General features: G+C 62.9%; 20 protein-coding genes. 15 read left to right on the top strand and 5 right to left on the bottom strand.

Annotation, left to right across the window (positions count from 1 at the left end; genetic code table 11):
• The first annotated feature begins 429 nt into the window (after positions 1 to 429).
• The 11 genes from pqqA (at position 430) to EB809_RS17660 (ending at position 10,972) form a co-directional block, all read left to right on the top strand.
• On the top strand, positions 430 to 501 hold the full coding sequence (gene pqqA / locus EB809_RS17710) for a pyrroloquinoline quinone precursor peptide PqqA (protein ID WP_007153157.1): 72 nt from the start codon (positions 430 to 432) through the stop codon (positions 499 to 501).
• 66 nt (positions 502 to 567) lie between these two features.
• Positions 568 to 1,500 carry a pyrroloquinoline quinone biosynthesis protein PqqB gene (gene pqqB, locus EB809_RS17705; RefSeq protein ID WP_123636174.1) on the top strand — a complete coding sequence of 311 codons (933 nt, stop codon included), beginning with the start codon at positions 568 to 570 and terminating at the stop codon, positions 1,498 to 1,500.
• Positions 1,497 to 2,255: a pyrroloquinoline-quinone synthase PqqC gene (pqqC, locus tag EB809_RS17700; RefSeq protein WP_123636173.1), complete on the top strand. Its 759-nt coding sequence runs from the start codon at positions 1,497 to 1,499 to the stop codon at positions 2,253 to 2,255. The genes pqqB and pqqC overlap by 4 nt, the downstream gene beginning before the upstream one ends.
• On the top strand, positions 2,252 to 2,518 hold the full coding sequence (pqqD, locus tag EB809_RS17695; RefSeq protein WP_123636172.1) for a pyrroloquinoline quinone biosynthesis peptide chaperone PqqD: 267 nt from the start codon (positions 2,252 to 2,254) through the stop codon (positions 2,516 to 2,518). The genes pqqC and pqqD overlap by 4 nt, the downstream gene beginning before the upstream one ends.
• Positions 2,484 to 3,638, top strand: a complete 1,155-nt coding sequence (gene pqqE / locus EB809_RS17690) for a pyrroloquinoline quinone biosynthesis protein PqqE (protein ID WP_123636171.1) — start codon at positions 2,484 to 2,486, stop codon at positions 3,636 to 3,638. The genes pqqD and pqqE overlap by 35 nt, the downstream gene beginning before the upstream one ends.
• Position 3,639: 1 nt before the next feature.
• Entirely contained in the window at positions 3,640 to 5,490 is a 1,851-nt protein-coding gene (locus EB809_RS17685; protein ID WP_123636170.1) for an alpha/beta hydrolase family protein, read from the top strand.
• Between the two features lie 88 nt (positions 5,491 to 5,578).
• Positions 5,579 to 6,742 carry an alcohol dehydrogenase-like regulatory protein ErcA gene (ercA, locus tag EB809_RS17680; protein ID WP_123636169.1) on the top strand — a complete coding sequence of 388 codons (1,164 nt, stop codon included), beginning with the start codon at positions 5,579 to 5,581 and terminating at the stop codon, positions 6,740 to 6,742.
• Entirely contained in the window at positions 6,726 to 8,486 is a 1,761-nt protein-coding gene (locus EB809_RS17675; protein WP_123636168.1) for a NahK/ErcS family hybrid sensor histidine kinase/response regulator, read from the top strand. The genes ercA and EB809_RS17675 overlap by 17 nt, the downstream gene beginning before the upstream one ends.
• A gap of 129 nt (positions 8,487 to 8,615) precedes the next feature.
• Entirely contained in the window at positions 8,616 to 8,900 is a 285-nt protein-coding gene (locus EB809_RS17670; RefSeq protein WP_123636167.1) for a hypothetical protein, read from the top strand.
• 201 nt (positions 8,901 to 9,101) lie between these two features.
• Positions 9,102 to 10,481, top strand: a complete 1,380-nt coding sequence (locus EB809_RS17665) for a class II fumarate hydratase (RefSeq protein WP_123636166.1) — start codon at positions 9,102 to 9,104, stop codon at positions 10,479 to 10,481.
• A 35-nt stretch (positions 10,482 to 10,516) separates the two neighbouring features.
• On the top strand, positions 10,517 to 10,972 hold the full coding sequence (locus EB809_RS17660; RefSeq protein WP_123636165.1) for a CDP-archaeol synthase: 456 nt from the start codon (positions 10,517 to 10,519) through the stop codon (positions 10,970 to 10,972).
• A 200-nt stretch (positions 10,973 to 11,172) separates the two neighbouring features.
• Here the strand turns inward: EB809_RS17660 and EB809_RS17655 are convergent, their stop codons facing one another.
• Positions 11,173 to 12,147 (bottom strand): metallophosphoesterase, encoded by a 975-nt coding sequence (locus EB809_RS17655; RefSeq protein WP_123636164.1) that lies wholly within the window; start codon positions 12,145 to 12,147, stop codon positions 11,173 to 11,175.
• Between the two features lie 254 nt (positions 12,148 to 12,401).
• On the opposite strand from EB809_RS17655, the gene msrA reads away from it, so the two are divergent.
• Together msrA and msrB are read left to right on the top strand one after the other, a co-directional pair.
• The gene (msrA, locus tag EB809_RS17650; protein ID WP_123636163.1) at positions 12,402 to 13,049 is read left to right on the top strand and encodes a peptide-methionine (S)-S-oxide reductase MsrA; all 648 of its coding nucleotides are present in this window, start codon (positions 12,402 to 12,404) and stop codon (positions 13,047 to 13,049) included.
• An 11-nt stretch (positions 13,050 to 13,060) separates the two neighbouring features.
• Positions 13,061 to 13,489, top strand: coding sequence for a peptide-methionine (R)-S-oxide reductase MsrB (gene msrB, locus EB809_RS17645; protein ID WP_123636162.1), 429 nt, complete (start codon positions 13,061 to 13,063; stop codon positions 13,487 to 13,489).
• 212 nt (positions 13,490 to 13,701) lie between these two features.
• On the opposite strand, the gene EB809_RS17640 is transcribed toward msrB, so the two are convergent.
• The 3 genes from EB809_RS17640 to EB809_RS17630 all read right to left on the bottom strand — a co-directional run bounded on the left by EB809_RS17640 (position 13,702) and on the right by EB809_RS17630 (position 16,055).
• Positions 13,702 to 14,328 (bottom strand): NAD-dependent dehydratase, encoded by a 627-nt coding sequence (locus tag EB809_RS17640; RefSeq protein WP_123636161.1) that lies wholly within the window; start codon positions 14,326 to 14,328, stop codon positions 13,702 to 13,704.
• 171 nt (positions 14,329 to 14,499) lie between these two features.
• Positions 14,500 to 14,835 carry a c-type cytochrome gene (locus EB809_RS17635; protein ID WP_123636160.1) on the bottom strand — a complete coding sequence of 112 codons (336 nt, stop codon included), beginning with the start codon at positions 14,833 to 14,835 and terminating at the stop codon, positions 14,500 to 14,502.
• Positions 14,836 to 14,846: 11 nt separating this feature from the next.
• The gene (locus EB809_RS17630) at positions 14,847 to 16,055 is read right to left on the bottom strand and encodes a sulfite oxidase (protein ID WP_123636159.1); all 1,209 of its coding nucleotides are present in this window, start codon (positions 16,053 to 16,055) and stop codon (positions 14,847 to 14,849) included.
• Positions 16,056 to 16,272: 217 nt separating this feature from the next.
• Between EB809_RS17630 and EB809_RS17625 the strand changes: the two genes are divergently transcribed.
• On the top strand, positions 16,273 to 17,028 hold the full coding sequence (locus tag EB809_RS17625; RefSeq protein WP_123636158.1) for a lysophospholipid acyltransferase family protein: 756 nt from the start codon (positions 16,273 to 16,275) through the stop codon (positions 17,026 to 17,028).
• 14 nt (positions 17,029 to 17,042) lie between these two features.
• On the opposite strand, the gene nhaD is transcribed toward EB809_RS17625, so the two are convergent.
• Complete coding sequence (nhaD, locus tag EB809_RS17620) at positions 17,043 to 18,293, bottom strand: sodium:proton antiporter NhaD (RefSeq protein ID WP_123636157.1); 1,251 nt, start codon at positions 18,291 to 18,293, stop codon at positions 17,043 to 17,045.
• 271 nt (positions 18,294 to 18,564) lie between these two features.
• On the opposite strand from nhaD, the gene mqo reads away from it, so the two are divergent.
• A complete protein-coding gene (gene mqo, locus EB809_RS17615; protein ID WP_123636156.1) occupies positions 18,565 to 20,070 on the top strand; it encodes a malate dehydrogenase (quinone) in 1,506 nt (501 codons plus the stop codon).
• Positions 20,071 to 20,200: the final 130 nt, after the last annotated feature.

The raw sequence follows: 20,200 nt of genomic DNA, 5'->3' as shown, positions 1-20,200 counted from the left end.
GGCCCACTTCGACCGGTTAGGCGTGCCGCGTCTCTCGTAAACCTCAACTTCTCGAACCGCCCGGTGCGGACCCGCTTGCCGGGTGGTGTGGGAGGGGCGGAGCCAGAAGGCTCCCCCCTACCCCGATATGCGCTTCCCAACGGCCTACCGGAACAATGTAGCCGACGCTTCAGCTTCGGAGGCGCCGCCAGGTGCCCGTCTTGGCGTTGACCTCCGGGTGCGATTGGCAGGCTGGCGCCTGCTCCGAAGCTGAAGCGTCGGCGACATTAAAGTGCGCTGGCCAGGCCCGGGAGGCTTGTCCTGCCTTGCCCCCAAAAGGCCATCACCAACCCTGAAAATTCCTTCCAAAGTACCATATGGGGCCGCGCAGACTCGCCCTAGACTGGATTTGTGGTTTCCATTTACTGACGACAACAAGAGGTAAAGGTTATGTGGACCAAGCCCGCTTACGAGGATCTGCGCATCGGTTTTGAAGTCACCATGTACTTCGCGAATCGGTAAGACCGTGGTTGATTGAGTAACAAAGCGGCCGGCCCGGTGCCGGCCGTTTGCGTTCCGGAGGTCCCCATGCAGATTCATGTCCTCGGCTCCGCTGCCGGCGGGGGCTTCCCGCAGTGGAACTGTAATTGCCCGAACTGCGACGGTGTCCGCAACGGCACCCTCAACGCCCATGCCCGCACCCAGTCGTCCATTGCGATCAGCGAGGACGGCGAACGCTGGATCCTGTGCAACGCCTCACCCGATATTCGCGCCCAGTTAGCGGCGTTTCCGCCGATGCAGCCGGCCCGGTCGGTGCGGGATACCGGCATCGCCGCCGTCCTGCTGATGGACAGTCAGATCGATCACACCACCGGCCTGTTGACCCTGCGTGAAGGCTGTCCCCTGGATGTCTGGTGTACCCGGGAAGTGCATGAGGACCTCTCCACCGGCTTCCCGTTGTTCACCATGCTCAAACACTGGAGCGGCGGGCTCAACTGGCACGACATGCCCTGTGGCGCGGACACGGTGTTCACGATTCCGGCCGCTCCCTCCCTGCGAATCACCGCGCTGCCATTGCTGAGCAATGCGCCGCCGTATTCGCCGCGTCGGGGGAAGACGATCCCGGGCGACAACGTCGGCCTGTTCATCGAGGACCAGGCCAGCGGCACCACGGTGCTCTACGCGCCCGGGCTGGGTCAGCCGGACGAAGCGCTGAAGACCTGGATGCGACGGGCGGATGTGCTGCTGGTGGACGGCACGGTCTGGACCGATGACGAGATGCAGAAGCGGGAGGTTGGCACCAAGACCGGTCAGGAGATGGGCCACCTGGCCCAGAGCGGCCCGGGCGGCATGATCGAGTTGCTCGATTCCATGCCTGCAAGGCGCAAGATCCTGATCCACATCAACAACACCAACCCCATCCTGGACGAAGATTCACCGGAGCGGGCCGTACTGGATCAGCACGGCATCGAAGTCGCCTGGGACGGCATGCACCTGGATCTGGAGGGACCTTCCCTATGAGCGGACATCATGCGGTGCTCGATCGCGCGGCCTTTGAACAGGCCCTGCGTGCCAAGGGCCAGTACTACCATATCCATCACCCCTACCATCGCGCCATGTACGCGGGGGAGTGTACCCGGGAGCAGATCCAGGGCTGGGTGGCGAATCGTTACTACTACCAGGTGAACATCCCCCGTAAGGACGCGGCGATCATGGCCAACTGCCCGGATGCGGACGTGCGCCGCCAGTGGTTGCAGCGGGTGCTGGATCACGACGGCGATGGCACCGAACCGGGCGGCATTGAGGCCTGGCTGAGCCTGGCGGAAGCCGTGGGCCTGAGCCGCGAGGAAGTGATCGACCAGCGCCACGTGCTGCCGGGCGTCCGCTTCGCGGTGGACGCCTACTACAACTTCGCCCGTCGGGCGAGCTGGCAGGAAGCGGCCTGTTCGTCGCTGACCGAGCTGTTTGCGCCGGAGATCCATCAGTCCCGGTTGGACAGCTGGCCGCAGCATTACCCGTGGGTCGACGATTCCGGCTACCGCTATTTCCGCAAGCGCCTCGGTGAGGCCCGGCGGGACGTGGAGCACGGCCTGACCATCACCCTCGACCATTTCAACACACCGGCCCTGCAGGCGCGGGCGCTGGAGATCCTTCAATTCAAGCTGGATATCCTATGGACTATTCTGGATGCGCTGACCATGGCCTATGTGCACCGCACGCCACCGTTTCATACCGTGACCGACGCCCCGGTGTGGCATCGGGGGCTCAACGTATGAACGCCCGGATACCGCGTTTGCGGCCGGGGTTCCGTTTCCAGTGGGAACCGGCCCAGCAGGCCCATGTGCTGCTTTATCCGGAAGGAATGGTCAAGCTCAACACCAGTGCCGGTGCTATCCTTGAAACAGTGGATGGCCAGCGTTCGGTGGATGACATCATCGCCGCGCTGGAAGCCCGTTTCCCGGATGCCGGCCCGTTGGCCACCGACATCTGCGACTTTTTGGAGGATGCCCGTGAGCGCCACTGGATCATCCTTGAATAATAATCGTCCCGGCCCGCCCCTGTGGCTGCTCGCCGAGCTGACCTACCGTTGCCCGCTGCAATGTCCCTATTGCTCGAACCCGTTGGATTTTGCCGAGACCCGGGACGAACTGGACACTGAAAGCTGGTTCCGGGTGCTGCGTGAGGCCCGGGAAATGGGCGCGGCGCAGTTGGGCTTTTCCGGCGGTGAGCCGCTGGTGCGCCCGGATCTGCCCGAGCTGATCGCCGAGGCACGCCGGCTGGGGTACTACACCAACCTGATCACCTCCGGCATCGGCCTGACCGAAGAGAAAGTGGCGCAATTCCGCGAGGCGGGGCTGGATCACATTCAGGTCAGCTTCCAGGCCTCCGATCCGGAACTGAATGACGCCGTGGCCGGTTCGAAGAAGGCGTTTCGCAACAAGCTGGTCATGGCCCGCGCGGTCCACGAAGCCGGCTATCCCATGGTGCTCAACTTCGTCATCCACCGGCACAACATTCACCAAATGGACGACATCATCTGCCTGTGTGAAGAACTGGGGGCGGACTTTGTGGAGCTGGCCACCTGCCAGTACTACGGCTGGGCGTTCGAGAACCGGGAAGGGCTGATGCCCTCCGCCGGCCAGTTGGTCACCGCGGAGGCCGCCGTCAACGCGCATCGTGAGCGTCTGGCTGCAGCCGGCTCGCCGATGAAGCTGATTTTCGTGACCCCGGATTATTATGAGGAACGCCCCAAAGCCTGCATGAACGGGTGGGGCAGCCTGTTCCTGACGGTGGCGCCGGACGGCACCGCGCTGCCGTGCCACAGTGCCCGCATCCTGCCCATCGAGTTTCCCAATGTACGGGAGCAGTCGGTGTCCTCGATCTGGTACGACAGCCCCGGCTTCAACCATTATCGCGGCGACGCCTGGATGCCCGAGCCCTGCCGATCCTGCGACGAGAAAGACAAGGACTTTGGCGGCTGTCGCTGCCAGGCCTATCTCCTCACCGGCGACGCCGACAACGCCGACCCGGTGTGCGGTAAATCCCCCCATCATGACCGCGTCCTGGCGGCGCGTCGGGCGGCCGATCACGCGACGGCGCCGCTCGCTGAACTGACCTATCGCAACGCCAGGAATTCGCGCGTCTTCGCCCGAGCCTGACATGCCGGCTGAACCGCTTTCGGCCCGGGCTGCGGTGGCGGCCTATGCCCAGCGGGACAACCTGCGCGTGGTGGACAACGTCGTCTATTGGCTGGAGTCGGATCCGGCCTCCGGCCAGACCCGCCTGATGAGCTGGTGTGAGGGCGATGTGCGGCAACTGACGCAGACGGTGCTAAACGTGCGCAGCCAGGTCAACGGGTATGGGGGCGGCGCATTCTGTGTACTGGGCCAGACGGTGTACCTGGTCAACGGCGGCGACCAGCAGATCCTGGCGCTCGATACCCAGAGCGGTATCGTTCGGCCGCTGACCGATGTGGCCGCCGCACGCCATGGTGGCCTGGTGGCGGATCCGGTCCGGGGCCGGGTGCTGGCGGTTCGCGAGCATCTGGATGACGGCTATGGCGTCGGGCAGACCCTGGTGTCGATCGATCTCCACAGCGGTGACACGCTGACATTGGCGGGCTCGGAACGGGGACCGGACAACCTGGGGTGCCCGGCGCTGTCGGCGGACGGCATGGCATTGGCCTGGGTCGAGTGGCGCCTGCCGGCCATGCCCTGGGAGCAGACGCGGTTGCGGCGGGCCGTGCTGGATGCGGAAGGGGCGGTCCTGGCCACGGAAGACTGCTCCATCGCCGTTCCGGCGGCGATCCAGCAGCCCGGTTTTGTCGACGATGGGCTCTACGCGTTGTCGGATCACGGCGGCTGGTGGCAGCCCTACCGGGTGGATGATTTCGGCCGCTGGATATCGCTGTCCCTCGATAACCTGGATTGCGCCAACGCGCCCTGGCAACTGGATGAGCGCCATTACGCCTGGCTGGGCAATAACCGATGGGTGCGCGTCTGCTTCGAGCAGGGGCTGCCAGGCCTGATCGTGGTGGACGAACAGGGGCGGATGGTGCGTCGGCTGGCGGAACATTACACCGATTTCCGGGCGGTGCAGGGGGCCGGCGGCTACGTCTATGTGATTGCCCGCAGCGTGGATACCCTGGACAGTGTCCTGCGCATCGATCCGGAGTCCGGCGCCCTCGAAACCCTGGCCGGCGGCGAACAGACACCGGCGTGCCGGGCCATGGCGCCGCCGGAGCCGTTCTCGTTCCGGGCGCGGGACGACCAGTCGGTGTTCGGATTTCTCTACCGGCCGGCCGCCGGTCCCCAGCGCCCGCCGGTGGTCATGCGGGTCCACGGCGGGCCGACGTCCGCCGCCTATCCCGTGTTCGATCCCCAGGTGGCCTTCTGGACGTCCCACGGTTTTGCCGTGGCCGACGTGAATTACCGGGGCAGTTCCGGCTATGGCCGGGCCTTTCGCATGTCGCTGCAGGGACAGTGGGGGAAGGCGGATTACGAGGACATCTGTGATGCCGTTACCCACCTGGACCGGCAGCGGGCAGTGGACGGCCATCGGGCCTTCGTGATGGGCCGCAGTGCCGGCGGCTTTACGGTACTCAATGCGCTGGTGCAGACGGACCTGTTTCGGGCCGGGGCGAGCCTGTTCGGCGTGAGCGACCCGGAGTCACTGCGCCATGTGACCCACCGCTTTGAATCCGGCTATCTGGACTGGCTGCTGGGCGATCCACGGGAATCCCTGACGATCTGGCAGCAGCGCACGCCGCTGTTCTGGGCCGACCGCATCCGCAGTCCGGTGATTTTCTTCCAGGGCGAACAGGACACGGTCGTCGTGCCTGAGCAGACCGAGACCATGGCCCATGTCCTGCGCCGATGCGGGGTGCCGGTGGAGGTGGTTCGTTTTGCCGATGAGGGCCATGGCTTTCGCCGTGCCGAGAACCAGGCGGTGGTGCTGGAGCGGACCCTGGCGTTTTTCCGGGAGCGGCTGGCGGCGGCCAACGAGCCATAGCGGCAGAGCGGATGGACTTCCGTTAAAATGGAATGGTCGGCGGCTGTGATCGCCGAAGACACACAATAATAACGAGATCGACTCGACCATGGCTCACGATGTCACCAACCTGCGCAAGTTCGTCTCACCGGAAATTGTCTTTGGCGCCGGCTCTCGCAAGGCCGTTGCCAATTTCGCCAGCAACTTCGGAGCCCGCAAGGTGTTCCTGGTCTCCGACCCCGGCGTAGCCAAGGCTGGCTGGGTCGCGGAAATCCAGACCCTGCTCACCGAAGCCGGGCTCGACTACGATACCTTCACCGGCGTGTCGCCCAATCCCCGGGTGGAAGAGGTGATGATCGGCGCCGAGCAATACAAATCGGCGGGCTGCGACGTGATCATTGCCATCGGCGGCGGCAGCCCGATGGATTGCGCCAAGGGCATCGGTATTGTCAGTGCCCACGGTCGCAGCATCCTGGAATTCGAGGGGGTGGATACGATCACCATTCCGTCGCCGCCGCTGATCCTGATTCCCACCACCGCCGGCACCTCGGCGGACGTGTCCCAGTTCGCCATCATTTCCGACCCCAATCGGCGCTTCAAGTTTTCCATCATCTCTAAATCGGTGGTGCCGGATGTGTCGCTGATCGATCCGGAAGTGACCCAGACCATGGACCCGTTCCTCACCGCTTGTACCGGCGTGGACGCCATGGTGCATGCCGTCGAGGCGTTCGTGTCCACCGGCAGCGGGCCGCTCACCGATGCCCATGCGCTGGAGGCGATCCGCCTGATCAATACGCATCTGGAACCGCTGATCGCCAACCCGTCGGACGCCCAATTACGCGAGCAGATCATGCTGGGGTCGATGCAGGCCGGGCTGGCGTTTTCCAACGCCATTCTCGGCGCCGTCCACGCCATGTCCCACAGCCTCGGCGGCTTTCTCGACCTGCCTCACGGGCTGTGCAATGCCATGCTGCTGGACCACGTGGTGGCCTATAACTTCTCTGCCTGTGAAGACCGCTTCAAGCGCATCGCCGAGACCATGGGCATCGACACCCGTGGTATGACGCCGCCGGTGGTGCGGGAACGGTTACTGGGCCGGATCACCGAACTCAAGCGGCATGTCGGGCTGGAAAAGCGGCTGGCGGAACTGGGCGTACGCAACAGTGATATTCCCTCCCTGTCCGGCTTCGCCATGCAGGATCCCTGCATCGTCACCAACCCCCGGAAATCGTCCCAGCGGGATGTCGAAGTGGTGTATGAAGAAGCGCTCTGACACGGTCCACCACGACCCGGACTCCGGCGGCCACTACAGCGTCGACGACCTGTTGGGGTTGGGCAGCCATTCTGCCCGCAAGAGCCACTATCCGGCACTGCTGGAGCGGATTGCGGAACTGGAGGCCGAGCGCAACCGCTACAAGTGGCTGTTCGATAACGCCCTGCACGGGATTTTCCAGGGGGATCTGCGTGGCGGGCTGCTGTCCTGCAATCCGGCCATGGCCGATATGTGCGGTTTCGAGTCGCCGGAGGCACTGGTGCGCTCCGTGGTCCGCTTGCGCGAACAGCTGTTCTGCAGCGTCCACGATTTCGATCACGTGCGCCTGAGTCTGCTGTCGGACGGCCAGGTGCGGGCCCGGGAGCTGGGCCTGCGCCGCCGTGATGGTCAGGTGGTGGACGTGGCCCTGACCCTGCTGCGCCGGCCCGACCTGGGCCCGGAAGTGGTGGAAGCCTTCGTCGCCGATATCACCGAGCGCCAGCAGGCCCGGCGCCGGCTGGAAGAGCTGAACCTGGAGCTGGAAGCCCGGGTGAAGGACCGGACCCGGGAACTGCGGGAAGCCAACGCCGGCTTGCGCCGCGAGATCGAGGAACGGGAGAAGATCGAAGCGGAATTGGTGGTGGCCATCCAGTCGGCGGAAGAGGCCAACCGCAGCAAGGACAAGTATCTCGCCGCGGCCAGCCATGACCTGTTGCAACCCCTGAACGCCGCACGGTTGCTGGTGTCCACACTGCAGGATCGACCGCTGCCGAGAGAGGAAAGCCGGTTGATCGACCGGGTCCACCTTGCGCTGGAAGGGGCCGAGGATTTGCTGGCCGACCTGCTGGATATCTCCAAACTCGATCAGCAGGCGATCAAACCGGATCTGACCTACATCGACACCGAAGACCTGATCCAGAGCCTCGCCACCGAGTTTGAACCGGTGGCGGACAATGCCGGCCTGCAGCTGCGGGTCCGGTCGCGGCCGGGGATTATCCATACCGATGCGCGCATGATGACACGCATCCTGCGCAATCTGCTGACCAATGCCTTCCGCTACACCGAAAGCGGCAGCGTTTTCCTCAACGTCCGGCCCCGGGGCGATGCTTTGCATCTGGAAGTCTGGGACAGCGGCTTGGGCATTCCGGCTGACCGGCTGGAGGATATCTTCCGCGAGTTCCACCAGCTGACGGCGCCGCACACCGGCGGTCGTAAAGGCGTAGGCCTGGGGCTGGCGATCGTCGATCGTATGGTGCGGATGCTCGGGCATCGCATCGAAGTGACGTCCCGGCCGGGTGTGGGATCGCGCTTTACCGTGGTCGTGCCGCAGTCGGCCCCGGCGTATCGGGCTCCGGCCGCCCAGGCAACGGTTGCGGCTATGGAACCGCATTCCCTGGCCGGTCGCCGGGTGCTGGTGATCGATAACGAACCGGACATCCTGGTTAGCATGCGGGCGCTGCTGGAGCAGTGGGGCTGTGACGTACAGACCGCCGAGAACGCCGACATGGCGCTGGCCCTGCAGCAGTCGGTCAGCCCGGCGCCTGAGGCGGTGCTCGCCGACTATCACCTCAACGATGGCCGCACCGGTTGCGAGGCCATCTACGCCATACGGCGCCAGCTGCAACAGGACGTCCCGGCAGCCATTATCACCGCCGATCGCAGCGACGCCTGCCGCCAGTTCCTGAAAACCCAGTATTTCCAAGTGCTTAACAAACCGGTCAAACCCAACCGGTTGCGCGCGCTGCTCACCAGTTTGTTGTCATGAGGCGTCATTGCGGGCTGGCCTGTGATGACGGCAAACTGTCATCACTGAGGCCCGGATTCCTGTCTACACTTCTGGAATAAGACCGCGATCGGCGGCTTCCGACTGAATGCCAACAGCGAGGAGGTGTCCATGCAAAGCTCCGACAGTGCTCTGACCAACCATGAAGTGACCGTCTGCCTGGCCGGCGGGGCTATCCTGGGGCCATTCAACGCCACTTGGTCCAAGGATTCCGGCGGCGATGTGCGGGAACTGGTCAAGGAATACGACGCCTTTCTCCAGGGCGAACCCCAGAAGCGCTTCAAGTTCCATCTGCACGATACCTACACCAACACGGTACACACCCTGATCCTGAACTTTTCCCAGGTGACCGGTGTCTGTGACCATGTTCGGCTGAAGCACAGCCCGGAGGGCTGATGTGGCGCTAAGGCGACCGCATGCTATGGAACGGGCTGGCCGGCTTGTGTGGCTCAGACCTCTTTTCCCGGGTCGCAGGGGCTTGAAACCGCAGGTTTTTGCAACAAGGACAGGAGGTAGAGGCTGATCCACGGCGTCGTGGACAGTGAAGAGCGGGGCGATCGTTGCCATCCGGCTCCATTCCAGCGAAAGGAGGCTGCCATGAGTGAATTCCGTATCGAAAAGGACAGCCTGGGTGAGGTGAAGGTCCCCAGTGAGGCCCTGTGGGGCGCCCAGACCCAGCGGGCTGTGGATAACTTTCCGGTCAGCGGGCGCACGATGCCGCCGGCCTTTATCGAAGCGGTGGTTCGCATCAAGCGCGCCGCGGCGGAAGCCAACAGCCGGCTCGGCCTGCTGGAAGACCGGCGCCGGGACGCCATCCTCAAGGCCTGCGACACCCTGCTGGCCGGTGAGCACCGGGACCAGTTCCCGATCGATGTCTACCAGACCGGCTCCGGCACCAGCACCAACATGAACGTCAACGAGGTGATCGCCCATCTGTGCAAGGCGGATGGTGGCGAGATCCACCCCAACGATCACGTCAATATGAGCCAGAGTTCCAACGACGTGATTCCCACGGCCATTCATGTGAGTGCCGTGAGTTTGGCAGAATCCACGCTGCTGCCGGCCCTGTCGCATTTGCAGGGTGTCATCTACGAACGCGAATCCGAATTCAAACAGACCGTGAAGACCGGCCGCACGCACCTGATGGACGCCATGCCGGTGACGCTGGGCCAGGAACTGCAGACCTGGCGGGAACAGCTGCACGCGGTGGAAAAGCGGATCGAATGGGCGCGGGATGAGCTGCTGGCGCTGCCCCAGGGCGGTACCGCCGTGGGCACTGGCGTCAATGCTCACAGCCAGTTTGCCGACCGGTTTATTGGCGCGCTGAACGAGCAGACCGGGTTCCACTTCACGTCTCTCGAGCACAAGTTCGTTGCCCAGAGCGCGGTGGATGCGCCGGTGAATTTCTCCGCCCAGTTGCGTGGGGCCGCGGTAGTCCTGATGAAGATGGCCAACGACCTGCGCTGGATGAACAGCGGGCCGATTCATGGGCTGGCGGAGATCAGTCTGCCGGCTCTGCAGCCGGGCAGCAGCATCATGCCGGGCAAAGTGAATCCGGTGATTCCCGAATCCACGGCCATGGTCGCCGCGCAGGTGATGGGGCTGGACAGCACCATTGCCACGGCCGGCCAGTCCGGCAACTTCCAGCTCAACGTGATGCTGCCGCTGGTTGGGGCCAACCTGGTGGACATGATTCACCTGATCAGCAACAGCGCCCGGGTGCTGGCGGATAAGGCCATTAGCGGCTTTACGGCCAATACCGGGCATCTGGCCGAGGCTGTCGGCAAGAATCCGGTGCTGGTGACCGCCCTGAATCCGGAAATCGGCTACAGCCGGGCCGCCGAAATCGCCAAGGAAGCCTACGCCAGCGGTCGCTCCATCCTGGATGTGGCGGAAGAGAAGACCGACCTGTCCCGGGAACAGTTGGAAGGCATCCTTGATCCGTTGAAACTGACTCGCGGAGGCCTGGAAAGCTGACTGACGCCGCTGTACTGGTCCTCCAGCTGCTGTTATTGCTGACGGCGGCCAACGGCTCCCCGGTGTTGGGGCAGTTGCTGCTGGGCGCTCATGGCGACCAGCCGATCGATGGTGGTCGGCTCTGGCGCGACGGCGAGCGCTTGCTGGGGGACAGCAAGACCTGGCGGGGGCTGATCATCGGCGTCGTCGCCACCACCATTGTCAGCCTGTTGCTGGATCTGGGCGGCAAGTTCGGCGCACTGTTCGGCTTTTTGGCCCTGACCGGCGACATGATCAGCAGCTTCATCAAACGCCGCCGTCATTTACGGTCCAGCGCCCAGGCCATCGGGCTCGACCAGTTGCCGGAAGCGATCCTGCCGGTGGTGTTCGGGGCCTTCTGGCTGGACTACGGCTGGGAGGTGACGGTGGTGACCGTGTTGCTGTTCATGCTGGCGGATATGGTGTTTTCGCCGTTGTTGTACCGGTTGGGGATTCGGCGGCGGCCGTATTGATCGGCTAGGGAGGCGGTGCCGTTGGCGCGATCCTCCCCCGATGCGTCCGTTGTCCGGATGTAGGTTGGGCTGACGCAGGAAGCCCAACATTGGCCCGGCACCGAGCATTTAGGATCTCTACAACATTGTTGGGCTTCCTTCGTCAGCCCAACCTACGGTGCCCTTCAGCTTCGGAGTAGCCGGCGAGGCTGCCAAAGCCGCTAGGCCGGCCCCCGCGTCAACGTATGCATATTCACCTCCGGCGGACAGTTCAGCCGGGCATGAACCATCGAGGTTCCGGCGCCACACGAGGTGTAGCCCTGCATATCCGCATGGCGCCAGGCGCCCTTGCCGAGTGAGCGCGGGCAATCCGCATCCAGCAGCACCGGAATCCCGCCGGGCAGGCAGATCTGGCCGCCGTGGGTATGGCCGCAGAGGAACATGTCATAGCCGGCGTGGGCTGCTTCGCGCCAGATTTCCGGGGTGTGGCTGAGCAGCAGGGAGGCCTCGCCGGGTGGAATGTCTTCGGCGGCGCGTTGCAGGTTGTGCACCTTGTAGAAGTGGGCGTCGTCGACACCGGCCAGGTAGAACCTGGCGCCACCCCGTTCAATCGCCATGGATTCGTTCAGCAGCATCTGATAACCCATGTCCTCCAGGGCCGGCAGCATGCGGATGCTGTCATGATTGCCCAGCACGCCGACCGGTGTGCCCTTGAGTACCTGGCGCAGGCGGCGCATGCCGTCCAGGCTGGCCTCGATCGGCCCCCAGGTCAGCTTGCGGTAATCGCCGGTGAGCACGCACAGGTCGTAATCCAGGTCCGCCACGTGTTCGATGATGGCCTCCAGCATGGCGTCGTCCATGTCCACGTGCAGGTCGGTCAGTTGCAGGATGCGGTAGCCTTCGAACGCGGCAGGCAGGTGCGGAATCACGAAGCGGTTATCGATGGTGCGCATGCGCCGGGCGTTGTTCTCGGCACGCTCCAGCATGCCGCTGATGCGCAGGCAGGCGCGAATCAGGCCGTGTAGGGAATACCATTTTTCCACGTGGCAAAAATGGCCGTTGCGGTCGATCAGGCGCGATTCGAATTCCCTTTCGATCCCCAGTCGCTGGCGGGCGTGAACCGGTCCCAGCCGCAGGGAAAGGCGATACTCCAGGAGATCGTCCGGGTGTTTGGTTTCCGGAGCCGCACGGGTCATTGTCCGCTCCTTGCGTCGCTTTTTTCGTGTCGTGCGATGGATATGCCGTGCTCCTGAACGGTTGGAACCGCACAGGAGAGGTTTCAGTATGGCGCGCGCGGCACCGGGGGTAAATGCGGAACCGTTAAGGGATCGACATGTCGCAGGCATAACCGCCAACAATGGGGGACTTCCGCGATTGGTAAATCCCCGCGTTAGCCCACAAAATAGAAGGTCAACGCATTGTAATGCGCCAATGAGCGTCAGGAGGAATCATGAGTCAGTCCTGTGATCTGCCGGGTATGAACGTCCCGCGCAGCCGGTTTCCCGAACCGGATACCGATCTGGAGCTGCCGGCCGATGCCGGTGAGCAGCGGGCGGTCTTCGGCGGTGGTTGCTTCTGGTGCACCGAGGCGGTCTACCTCGCCGTGGATGGCGTCAAGGCCGTCACGTCGGGCTATGCCGGAGGCGCTGCGGAAACCGCCAACTACGAGGCGGTCTGCACCGGGAATACCGGACACGCCGAGGTGATCGAGATCCGCTACGACCCGGCGAAAACCAGCTTTGGCGAGTTGCTGCGGATTTTCTTCTCGGTGGCCCACGACCCGACCCAGCTCAACCGTCAGGGCAACGACCGAGGCACCCAGTACCGGTCGGCGGTGTTCTATGCGACCGACGCCGAGAAGCAGGTGGCCGAGGCCTATATCCGCAAGCTGGATGCCGCCGGAGTGTATGATGCGCCGGTGGTGACCACCCTGGAGCCGCTGGAGGCCTTTTACCCGGCCGAGGAGTACCACCAGAACTTTGCCGCGCGTAATCCCTTTCAGCCGTATATCATGGCGGTCGCCGCGCCCAAGATGGAAAAACTGCGCGACCGCTTTGGTGACCGCCTGAAACCCGAATACAACGACGATTCCGTTTAAGGAGCCTGGCCATGCCCACATCCGACGCAGGTTACGACCTGACCCCGCTGAACCCGGACGACATCGACAAACTGGCCGCGGGCCTCTCCGACGAAGAGCGCAAGGTACTGCTGGACCACGGGACCGAGCATCCCTTCTGCGGCACGTTGCTGGATAACAAGCAGGACGGCGTCTATCACTGTCGCCTGTGCGATCTGCCGCTGTTCAACTCCGAACACAAGTTTGATTCCGGCACCGGCTGGCCGAGCTTTTTTGCCCCGTTCGATCCGGACCACATCCGCTACCTGGAAGACCACAGCGCCGGCATGATGCGCACCGAAATCCGCTGCCCGCGTTGCGACAGCCACCTGGGCCACGTCTTCCCGGACGGCCCGCCGCCGACCGGGCAGCGTTATTGCCTCAATTCCGTGGCGATGACGTTTGTGCCGAAGGGCGAGTGAGATCGACCTGATTCCGGGGTGTCCCGCCGGGGCACCTTCGGTTGTAGGTTGGGCTGACGCAGGAAGCCCAACAAAATGAGCGGGCACAGGGCATTTCCGTTCTCGTGGACACTGGCCTCCCTCCCCATTGAATGGGAAGAAGTTGGCCGGCGGATCTGGATTGTTGGGCTTCCTGCGTCAGCCCAACCTACGGCTTAAGTTTGTGCCGTTTCCTACCGAATCTCCTCCGACTCGATCACCCGGACCCCGTCACTGCCCAGCACCGAATCCAGCATGGTCCGCGCAATCGATCGCGCTGACACGGCGCGGTAGTGCGCCGGAATGATCGGGCGCAGCAGGCGGCTGGCGATCAGGCCGGCTTTTTCCCCGAAGCGGGCTTCTTCCCGGTCCGTGTCGATCAGCGATGGGCGCACCAGCGCCAGACGCCGGAAACCGATCCGGCGCAGGTCGTCTTCCGTTTCGCCCTTGGTGCGTAGGTAGAAGTTGCGGCTGGCGCTGTTGGCCCCCAGGGAGGAATTCAGCACCATCACCGGCGTGCCGTAATCGTGGGCCTTCTGGGCGGCTTCCAGAATCAGGTCGTGGTCCACGGCGCGGAAGGCCGCCTGGCTGCCCGCCTTCCTGATCGTGGTGCCCAGGCAGCAGAGCAGGGCGTCGGCTTTCCACCAACCGGCGGCGGGCAATGGCATGGTGAAATCGACCACCGGGTTGTGCAGTTTGTCGTGAGGCGTCAGGGGGCGGCGTGTGGGTGCCGTCACGGTCGGGATGGACGGGTCGTTGAGGGCCAGTTCCAGGACTTCCCGACCCACTGCGCCAGTGGCGCCGAGCAGCAGCAATTCCATGGTTTTGCTCCAGAAAGCGGTGAGGCCCGAGTATGGCATACCTGAAATGCGTTTTGGCTGTCATCCGGTTGTCATGTGGACGTCGTACATTGAAGTCAGCAACGACTGCATTGTGGTGATAGCCAATGTGGCAGGGAGCTCATCTGCATCAGGGACGATGCTTTTTTCTCTTCAATCACCACCGGTCACCCCGGCCACATAACGGGCGACCGCGTTGATCTCCTCTTCCGACAGACTCTCCGCAAACGCCGGCATAATGCCTACACCTCCGCGCACGGCGGCGGCCACCTGTTCCGGCGTGGGTTTCAGGGTATCCAGGTTGGGACCAATCTGACCGGTCGTGCCCGCATCCTGCAACGTATGACACAGGCCGCACGAGGGCTGGGCCAGCTCGGTGAACACGCGCCGACCCAGCGTTGAGGAATCCCCGTCGGCCAGGACTGTGCCCGGGAGGAGGGCGGTCGCCAGCAAAACCCAGCGAGCAGGCCCTCCCTTGCAGACGGTCATGGTTGCGGCCATCAGCTGACGGTTAACGTGATGCCGTGATCGTCCCAGCCGTTATGGCCGTAACCCCGCTCGTTGTCACGCCGCTCCCGGGGTTGGGTGATGCCTTCGGCGCTGGTCGCCCGGCTGACGATGCGGTACTCGCCGGGTTTCAGGTCGGCCGCGATCATGAAGGGACGCCAGGCATAGCGACCCAGATCGGGGCCGACGAACTCCGCGGCCTGCCAGTTCTTGCCATTGTCCAGCGACACCTCCACGCTTTTCACCGCGTTGGCTCCGCCGAAGGCCACGCCGTGGATGATCTGCGGCCCGGACTTGGCCTGTTCCAGCGGTCCGGTGATCCACGATTTCACGTTCATTTCCCACATCGACGGCTGTTCGGGGCTGCCTTTCTCACCCACATCGCGGATGCGGTAGCTGGAAACCTGGATCTTGGCGGTGGACTGCACATCGGTGAAAGCCACCTGCTTCACGTATTTCACGTTATTGACGCCGTAGTAGCCGGGAATCACCAGGCGCAGCGGTCCGCCGTGGGTCAGCGGCAGCGGCTCGCCATTCAGTTCCCAGGCGAGCAGGGCCACATCCAGTGCTTTCAGCGGGACGGACCTTTCGACTTTTACGGTGTCGGCATCCAGGCCGGCGGGCAGTTCCTCACCGCCGGTACTGGTGATGTACTGGGCGCCGGACGCCGGACCGCCCAGATCCTGGATCACCTGCCGCAGGGGAACGCCGGTCCAGAGCACGCAGCCGGCGGCACCCACGCTCCACTGGGAGCCGCTGGCGCCATGCGGAAAGAAGGCACGACCGTTGCCGGAGCACTGCAGGACGGTGGCGACGGTTTCCACACCCAGCCGCTTGAGTTCGCCGACGGTCAGTGAGCGCGGGTTGTTGACGCCACTGAAACTGACCTCCCAGGCATCCGGGTCGGCGACGATGCTTTCCGACGGTGTGGGCAGGTTGTTGCGGACAAACAAGATGTTGTTGGGCGTGATGACGCTCATGTCGATGGCGTCGCGCCGGGTCTCCATCGTTTTCTCACTGTGGATAATCAGCGCGTCAGTCTTCTTCCATTTGATAAAATCGGGAATCGGGGCTGTGTCGCCGCTGGCCCGCAGGGGGATGCCAGACAGTCCTAGGGCAGCCAGGGTGCCGACACTACCCGCCAGCATCTGGCGTCGGGTCAGTCGGGGGAGATCGCTGTTGAACCGGTTCAGGGTGACCATGGCCGTTCTCCTTGTCGTTGTCAGATCTCACCATGTCGAGTGGCCGGCTCAACAGCTCCCTGGGCACGGGCCATACTGTGTCTTTAGCCCCTGTTCGAAAAGTGATCAAGATGACCTTTAGACTATTCGGCTATTGGCTGAGGGACTAATATGTTGCCCCTTGCGACAGCGGCGGGCGCCGCTGGCAGACGTTCGTGAAAGTGAGGTATCCCGGCCGATGATCCGCCTGACCGTTAATCCCATTGCCGAATCCGCCACGCTGATGCGACGCATCGGGGTGGTGGTCGGTTCGGTCGGTGTGACCGCGCTGTATTCGTCCCTGGTCCTGCTGCGGTCGCTCACCGGGCGCCTGACACGGGAGAAGGTGGACCGCTATTGCCGCGACTGGTCAGCGTTGTTGTTGAGACTGGTGCGGGTCAACCTGCGGGTGCGGGGCGAGATTCCGGATTTCGAGGACGGCCGCCGCTACATCATCCTCTGCAGCCACGCCAGCCACTACGATATTCCGCTGAGCTTCGTGGCCCTGCCGGGTTCGATCCGCATGCTGGCCAAGAAAGAAATGTTCGGCATTCCCCTGCTGGGGCCAGCGATGCGGGCGGCGGAATTCCCGTCCGTCGATCGCTCCAACCATGACCGCGCCCTGGCGGACCTGGAGCGGGCCAGGGCCATGATGGAGAGCGGGATTGTGCTGTGGGCTGCGCCGGAAGGCACGCGTTCCCCGGATGGCGAACTGGGTCGTTTCAAGAAAGGCTGTTTTCACCTGGCCCTGGATACCCAGGCGATCATCGTGCCGGTGGGAATTCGTGGCAATGAGCGCGTGCTGCCGGCGCGCACCTGGCACATCAACCTGGGTCAGCAGGTGGATTTCTGCGTGGGCGAGCCGCTGGACAGCCGCCAATACAGCCGCGAGCAGTTGCCCGAGCTGATGGCGGAAGTCCGGCGGCGGATCGAGCGGGAGCGAGGCTGGGCCTGACGCCCGGCCCGGCGTCAGTGCAGGAACAGGCCGAGCAGGTAAACCCCACCGTAGCCAATGGTGTAGGCGACCAGCAGGAACAGGCTGTAGCGCAGGTAGCTGGCAAAGGTCAGGCCCGGGATCTTGCTCATGGCGACAATACCCGCCGCGGAACCGATCACCAGCAGGGAACCGCCCACACCCACCGAATAGGTCAATCCCAGCCACTCACCCGGCGTCATGTCGATCCCCGCCTTGAGCAGTGCGGCGGTCAGCGGCACGTTGTCGATCAGTGACGAGAAGATGCCCATGAAGTAGTTGGCGGCGATCGGCGGCAGCACATGGTAAACCTCGACGAAGCTGCCCAGTGCCGCGATTTCCTTGAGCATGCCAACGATCAGCAGGATCCCCAGGAAGAAGAACAGGGTATCGAACTCGATGGTGCGCACGTATTCGATAATCGGGTCCAGGTCGGAATCCGTACTCAGGAAACGGGACGTGAGGAACATGACCGACAGCCCGAACAGGAACATCAGCACCGGCGGCACCTGGAACAGCACGTTGCAGGCGATGGTGGCAATGATCGTGGACAGGAACAGCACGGCAATGATGACGTCCACACGGCGCACATCATTGCGTTCGTGAACCAGCACCACCTCTTCGTGCATGCCCCGGGACAGCAGCAGGGCCAGCAGGAAGACGCCGAAAGCGGCCGGCACGGCCAGGGCCAGCAGCGTCAGGATTTCGACCTTGTGGGCCAGGAAGATCATCAGCGTCGTGACGTCGCCCGTGATCAGCGACACGCCGCCGGAGTTGACCGCGAAGACCACCAGGGTGACGAACCGGACCTGCTTTTTCCGGTCCAGATGCAGGGACAGGATCAGGGCGCAGGACACCAGGGTGGCTGTAATGTTGTCCGCCAGGGACGAGAAGATGAAGCAGAACAGCCCGGTCAGCAGGAGAAGATGATTCTCCTTGATGCGCTTGGGCATGATCAGATAGATCAGGTTTTCGATCATGCCTTTCTTGTTCAAATAGGCCACAAAGGTCATGGCGGCCACGAGGAAGAGCCACAGGCTGGCGATTTCGGATATGCTCTCCGCCAGTCCTTCGCCGACCGATTCGGTGTGGCTTTCCGACGGACTGAAGAGGAAGAGCATGAGCCAGGACAGGGTGCCGAAAAACAGGGTGACCTTGGCTTTGTTAACGTGGGTGACCTCTTCAAAGATCACGCCGAGAAGCGCCAAAATGGCGAAGCTGATCAGGACAAATTCCAACCAATGCATAAAGGACAAACCATCCGCAGGCTGTTTAACAGGAATAATGGTGTGTAAGGGGAGTGCCGAATTCTGTTCTTGTTCGGGGCAGATAGCTCGGCGAAGCCGGCGATTCTACTCGGATGGCATTTGATAAGCTACCGGAATGATTGCTTTGGTCATGCGAATTTCGTACCCATTGCTATAAGCAATTTCATCTTGCGTCAAAAATACGGATAATTGGCGCCTCAAAATAATTATGTAACATTTTCGATCACCTCAGATTGAAGGTAGCAAGCTAATGACTGCAAGACAGGCAGATGTCGTGCTGGTCGGTGGTGGCGTCATGAGCGCCACTCTCGGCATGATGCTCAGGCAGCTTGATCCGTCCCTGGACATCGTCATGGTCGAACGTCTCGATCACGTGGCCCATGAAAGCACCGACGGATGGAACAATGCGGGTACCGGCCACGCCGGTTACTGTGAACTCAACTACACGCCGGAAACCGATGACGGCGACGTGCAGATTGAACGGGCGCTGAACATCAACGCGTCGTTCGAACTGTCACTCCAGTTCTGGTCGTACCTCGTCGAAAAGAACATCCTTCCGGAGCCCTCCAAGTTCATCAACCCCACTCCGCACGAGAGTTTTGTCTGGGGTGAGAAGGACGTGGCTTTCCTGCGCAAGCGGCATGAGAAGCTCAGTAACCATCACCTGTTCCGGGAGATGGAGTTCACCGAGTCCACCGACACCTTGCGTGAGTGGATGCCACTGATCATGAGCAACCGCGACCCCAACCAGCCGGTTGCGGCAACCCGGGTCAAGCATGGCTCCGACGTGGATTTCGGGTCCCTGACCCGGAGTATGGTCGATTTCCTGAAGGATCAGCCCAACTTCGAGCTGTTGCTGAATCATCCGGTGAAGACGCTGGCCCAGCGCGACAACGGCCGCTGGAAGGTTCGTCTGAAGGACGAAAACACCGGCGAGACCAAGAAGATCGAGGCCGGTTTCGTGTTCCTGGGGGCCGGTGGCGGTGCGCTGCCGCTGCTGCAGAAATCCGAGATCGAAGAGAGCAAGGGTTACGGCGGTTTCCCGGTCAGCGGCCAGTGGCTGGTCTGCCAGAAGCCGGATGTGGTCAAGCGTCACCACGCCAAGGTCTACGGCAAGGCGCCGATGGGCGCGCCCCCGATGTCCGTGCCGCACCTGGATACCCGCATCATCAATGGCGAGCCGGCCCTGCTGTTCGGGCCGTTTGCCGGGTTCACCACCAAGTTCCTCAAGCAGGGCTCGGTGTTTGACCTGTTTTCGTCGGTTCGCGGTGGCAACATCGTCCCCATGATGCAGGTGGGTAAGGGCAACATGGACCTGACCCGTTACCTGATCAAGGAAGTGTTCCAGTCTCACACCGCCCGGATCGAATCCCTGCGTAACTTCTTCCCGGATGCGCAGGAACAGAACTGGAAACTGCAGACCGCCGGCCAGCGGGTTCAGATCATCAAGAAATCCGACGATGGTCGCGGCAAACTGGAATTCGGCACCGAGATCGTGGCGGCCAAAGACGGCTCCCTGGCAGCCCTGTTGGGCGCTTCCCCGGGTGCGTCTACGGCGGTGAACGCCATGGTGGACGTCCTGGAACGCTGCTTCAGCGATCGTCTCAAGACGCCGGAATGGCAGGCACGGATCCGCGAGCTGATCCCGTCCTACGGACAGTCCCTGGTGGACAATGCCGAACTGCTGAACACCGTTCGCAGCCGCACCCTGTCCACACTTGGCCTGGACAAGCTGAAAGAAAAAGAAGAGGCTTAAGGCCGCACACCAATACCCCGGTACTGGCATTGCCGGCGCCGGGGTATCGTCGCCCCTGAAACCTGTCGCTTTTCTAATCATTACCCCTTCGATCGATCTCTGTCCTCCCCATTGCTACGCCCTGAATCCG

Source organism: Marinobacter sp. R17 (genome assembly GCF_003789045.1).
In the GTDB taxonomy this organism is placed as follows: Bacteria; Pseudomonadota; Gammaproteobacteria; order Pseudomonadales; family Oleiphilaceae; genus Marinobacter_A; species Marinobacter_A mangrovi.
The sequence above is the reverse complement of the archived record's forward strand: the minus strand, read 5'-3'. Positions and strand labels throughout refer to the sequence as shown.

Coding starts and splice junctions, on each gene's coding strand:
- EB809_RS17640 (WP_123636161.1), bottom strand. CDS start 14,328: ATGGAATTGCTGCTGCTCGGCGCCACTGGCGCAGTGGGTCGGGAAGTC.
- mqo (WP_123636156.1), top strand. CDS start 18,565: ATGACTGCAAGACAGGCAGATGTCGTGCTGGTCGGTGGTGGCGTCATG.
- pqqD (WP_123636172.1), top strand. CDS start 2,252: ATGAACGCCCGGATACCGCGTTTGCGGCCGGGGTTCCGTTTCCAGTGG.
- EB809_RS17625 (WP_123636158.1), top strand. CDS start 16,273: ATGATCCGCCTGACCGTTAATCCCATTGCCGAATCCGCCACGCTGATG.
- pqqC (WP_123636173.1), top strand. CDS start 1,497: ATGAGCGGACATCATGCGGTGCTCGATCGCGCGGCCTTTGAACAGGCC.
- EB809_RS17665 (WP_123636166.1), top strand. CDS start 9,102: ATGAGTGAATTCCGTATCGAAAAGGACAGCCTGGGTGAGGTGAAGGTC.
- nhaD (WP_123636157.1), bottom strand. CDS start 18,293: ATGCATTGGTTGGAATTTGTCCTGATCAGCTTCGCCATTTTGGCGCTT.
- pqqE (WP_123636171.1), top strand. CDS start 2,484: ATGCCCGTGAGCGCCACTGGATCATCCTTGAATAATAATCGTCCCGGC.
- EB809_RS17655 (WP_123636164.1), bottom strand. CDS start 12,147: ATGACCCGTGCGGCTCCGGAAACCAAACACCCGGACGATCTCCTGGAG.
- msrB (WP_123636162.1), top strand. CDS start 13,061: ATGCCCACATCCGACGCAGGTTACGACCTGACCCCGCTGAACCCGGAC.
- EB809_RS17670 (WP_123636167.1), top strand. CDS start 8,616: ATGCAAAGCTCCGACAGTGCTCTGACCAACCATGAAGTGACCGTCTGC.
- EB809_RS17635 (WP_123636160.1), bottom strand. CDS start 14,835: ATGACCGTCTGCAAGGGAGGGCCTGCTCGCTGGGTTTTGCTGGCGACC.
- EB809_RS17630 (WP_123636159.1), bottom strand. CDS start 16,055: ATGGTCACCCTGAACCGGTTCAACAGCGATCTCCCCCGACTGACCCGA.
- pqqB (WP_123636174.1), top strand. CDS start 568: ATGCAGATTCATGTCCTCGGCTCCGCTGCCGGCGGGGGCTTCCCGCAG.
- EB809_RS17685 (WP_123636170.1), top strand. CDS start 3,640: ATGCCGGCTGAACCGCTTTCGGCCCGGGCTGCGGTGGCGGCCTATGCC.
- EB809_RS17675 (WP_123636168.1), top strand. CDS start 6,726: ATGAAGAAGCGCTCTGACACGGTCCACCACGACCCGGACTCCGGCGGC.
- ercA (WP_123636169.1), top strand. CDS start 5,579: ATGGCTCACGATGTCACCAACCTGCGCAAGTTCGTCTCACCGGAAATT.
- msrA (WP_123636163.1), top strand. CDS start 12,402: ATGAGTCAGTCCTGTGATCTGCCGGGTATGAACGTCCCGCGCAGCCGG.